Source organism: Methanomethylovorans sp. (genome assembly GCF_050177135.1).
Taxonomy (GTDB): Archaea; Halobacteriota; Methanosarcinia; order Methanosarcinales; family Methanosarcinaceae; genus Methanomethylovorans.
The window spans coordinates 1-3,581 of record NZ_JBFXHJ010000192.1; the positions used below are offsets into that span (position 1 = coordinate 1).

General features: G+C 42.5%; 2 protein-coding genes. One reads left to right on the forward strand and one right to left on the reverse strand.

Features of this window, described 5'->3' with window-relative positions:
• Positions 1-132: 132 nt before the first annotated feature.
• Complete coding sequence (locus tag AB7U21_RS11250) at positions 133-2,766, reverse strand: tetratricopeptide repeat protein (RefSeq protein WP_428389116.1); 2,634 nt, start codon at positions 2,764-2,766, stop codon at positions 133-135.
• A gap of 458 nt (positions 2,767-3,224) precedes the next feature.
• On the opposite strand from AB7U21_RS11250, the gene AB7U21_RS11255 reads away from it, so the two are divergent.
• Positions 3,225-3,581 (forward strand): PHP domain-containing protein (locus AB7U21_RS11255; RefSeq protein ID WP_428389118.1); only part of this gene is annotated, 357 nt, incomplete at its 3' end.

Consider the following 3,581-nt stretch of genomic DNA (forward strand, 5'->3'; position numbering starts at 1 on the left):
CAGTATTGAAGTAAGTGATTCGCTGGGTACTGCTGCCGCAAAAAGCAAAGTTACAGATTAAAAGCAGAGAGTGTTCAATACAATAAGCAAATCATACATTTCATATCATAAAAAAGGTGGCAAGGAATCAACTCAAGCCTCACCGTTTCTCAGTTTTTTCGCGTTTTCTTGCATCCACTTTGCATCGTCGCGCCTGCCCATGCGCTCCAGCACAGCTCCCAGATTTTCCATGGTAAGGGCAGCATGCTCGTTGTATGAGGTATCATCGGGATCTACACCTGTAACGTCCATATACATCTGCAAAGCCGATTCGTACATGTGCTTTGCATCCTCCGGTCTGTCCATGTTCGCAAAGAGCGTGCCCATATTGTCCAGAGTGCAGGCGGCATGAACCATGTGCTCTGTGTTATCAGGCTCCTGATCAAGCAGGTAGTTATAGATCCTCAAAGCATCCTCAAGCATCTGTTTTGCTTCCTCTTTCCTTCCCATGCGGGCAAGCAGTGTGCCCATATTGTTCGTGGCCACAGCAGCCTTTCCTGCATGTTTGTATGAAGATTCAAGCTGATAAAGCAATCCATACTTATCCAGCGCCTGATTGAGAAGCTCATAAGCATCCTTTTTTCTGTCCAGAACAGCAAGCAGCGAAGCCTGGTGGTCCAGAGAAGTGGTAAGGTCTTCCACAAGTCCGGCATCCTGAGGATCAAGTTCACACATGCGGGAATAACTCAAAGTTATTTTCTCCTGACATTGCAGCTCCTTTTCCTTGTCAACGATAGCAGGTAAGAGAGCAGTAAGCTCCTTAAGGACAGCATACATGCCTTTTAGATAATACTTATTACCTGGCATGTCCATTAGCACGAGATAATTGTCAAGGGCCTGACAATAACTTTTCCTGGCCTCATCCACATGACCCGTATCGAGCAACACCTTACCCATTTCTTTTTCTATGGCTGCAAGGTTACGCCGGTGTTCTGAGTTCGCAGGCTCCATTTCTGCAAGCAGAGAGTATCCTTTAATAAGGAACTCCATGTCTTTCAGGATATTGCCTGACCGCTTGTTCAGGTGCATATCAGCTTCAAGTTTCCCCAATACGTCTGCTGCTTTATTAAGCACTCCTTCCCTTGATCTATCTGCAGAGTATATCTCCAGATAGAGATCAAAGGCCTGCTCATATCTTCCTTTATCGAGTGCCATATCGGCTAATCTTTCCTGTGTATCCATAATGCTCCCAGCATGTGCGGTCTGTTCAGGTACAAGGCCTTCCTCTTTGAGGGGCCCAGTTATCCCATAATAGATGCTTTCAAGTTCCTCAGCATCCTTAATATGCGGCATGTTTGCTTCTATGATATCTAATAGATCAGCAATTTCTGATGAATAGTTGCCTGTATCGTTCAGCTGTGTATAGATATCTACAGCTTCCATGAGTGTTCCAACAGCAAGCTTCTTTTCTCCTGCATCCATTTGTGTCCGGCCAAGATCTTTCATAATTCTTGCCTTGCAGACCTGGCCTTCCTGAGTGATTCCCAGTAAGCTGAGCTTGTTATGCATTCCAAGGAGCTGGTCAAATACTTCCGGGTTATCATAACCCCTTTTTGCAGACAATTGTTCACATATTTGCATTAGAGAAGAGTAGCCCAGGTCAATGACCTGCATATCTTTTTCCCCGGAGGGCAATGATATGAGTTCTATGACATTTTCCAGCTTTTCAAGACCTTCAGGCACTCGATCCTGCGAAACAAGCAGTTTCGTGAGGTTCAGTTGTATAGGTATGATCATTGAAGAATAGTTAGATGTTTCCTGTGAAGCCTGCACATCTGTAAGAATGCCCAGTGCTTCCTCATAACTGCTTATAGCTTCTTTATCCTTGTACATCCCTTCCAATAGATCTGCCATGGAAACCAGAACCGAAGCTCTTTCCATCTTCATTTCTTCATTTTCCGGTCCAAGCTTTGCAAGCTCACCATACATCTGTACCAGTGAGGTGTAACTTTTCAAAGCATCTTCTTTCCTGTCCAGAGATACGAACACACGAGCAATTTTGCTAAGGACTAAAGCAACTCTTGATTGGTAAAGCTCGGTCATATGACCCTGATCAAGCAGAGAGAAATAGATATTAAGGACGTTTTCAAGTTTTTCCCTTGCTTGCTCAAGTTCTCCACTTTCGATCAAAAGATTGGCAAGATTTTCCAGCACCATGGCTTTTTTCTCAAAACAATGAGTGTAGTTCTCTGCAGGACATAGCTTGTCATCCAGCATTTTCAATGCTCTTTCGAATTTCCACTGTGCTTCATCCCTCAGACCCATATCCGCAAGCAAAGCACCCAGGTTGTTCAGAGTAGAGATCATGTTGGAACGTATCTGCACATTTTTTGGGTATTCCCTGCGAAGTTCCCGGTAAAGTATGACAGCCTTCTCGTAATTTTCCTTACCCTCTTCTTTTTTGCCCCTGTCCACAAGCATAGAAGCAAATTTGCTGAGGGTAGTGGCTAATTGCTCTTTGAAGGACGGACTGATTTCAACAAGCCTTTCTAACTTTGCAACAGCGAGAGAATACTGCTCAAAGGATTCTTCCTCATTACCCATAACCTCCAGCAGTTCTCCAAAGTTCTGCATGACCGTTGCCAGAAGAGCCGGAGAAGCAGCCCCCCAGGAATGTTCTTCTGCCTTTTTAAAATTCTCAAGTGCTTCTGCATGAAGACCTTTTTCCTTTAAAGATACCCCTTTATTGAGATATCTTATCGCCATATCCCTTTCTCTGCTTGACATATCGATTCTTTTACCATTTATCTGTTATAAAATCAGGTTCATACTATAAGTATTCTGTTGAATGTGATATGCAATGATCCTAAATTCATACGTCTATGAACGTTTTTCCCTTAAGTATATGTAACCCGTGGAGAAGTATATATATAGTAATTTTATCATATTATTATATAGTTAGATAGTCATATAATATAAGGAGAGGAAAAACGTGAACAAAAACTGTCCTGTGAATACTAGTACAGTACTGAGATCCTATAAGAATTGCAATACGTTTTCTGCTTTGAACTTCTGGGTCCAAGATTTTGATATTGACCTGCACATCAAGCCATCAATGTTTACGATACAGGCCAAATATAGTCTATAGAGGTGCTTATAGCCTATTTACATTAAGTTAATGATGAGTAAACTGCAAAAAGAAATGCTGAAGAGGTGTTATTATTCAAATTATTTCAGATATGCACATGCATACTATCTATTCGGATGGGGACCTCTATCCCTCTGAGCTGATTACAAAAGCAAGGGACATCGGATTAAAGGCCATTAGCGTAACTGATCATGACACAGTGGACGGACTTGAATCTGTTGAACACGAGTGCAAGAAAATGGGATTACAGTTCATTCCCGGCATAGAGTTCACAACCAACTTCGATCCCCTTGGAATTGAAGTACATGTGCTTGGCTACGGTTTTGATAAGGATGACCCCTATCTACAAAAGAAACTTGAGATCACAAAAAAACGTGCATGGAAGTATGCTGATGAAATGGTAGACTTACTTTCTTCACATGGCTGGCTTGTAGATTATTCGCGCCTTGAATCA

Bases quoted from the DNA above. Each gene is read 5' to 3' on its own strand.
- AB7U21_RS11250 (WP_428389116.1), bottom strand. From the start codon at position 2,766: ATGTCAAGCAGAGAAAGGGATATGGCGATAAGATATCTCAATAAAGGG.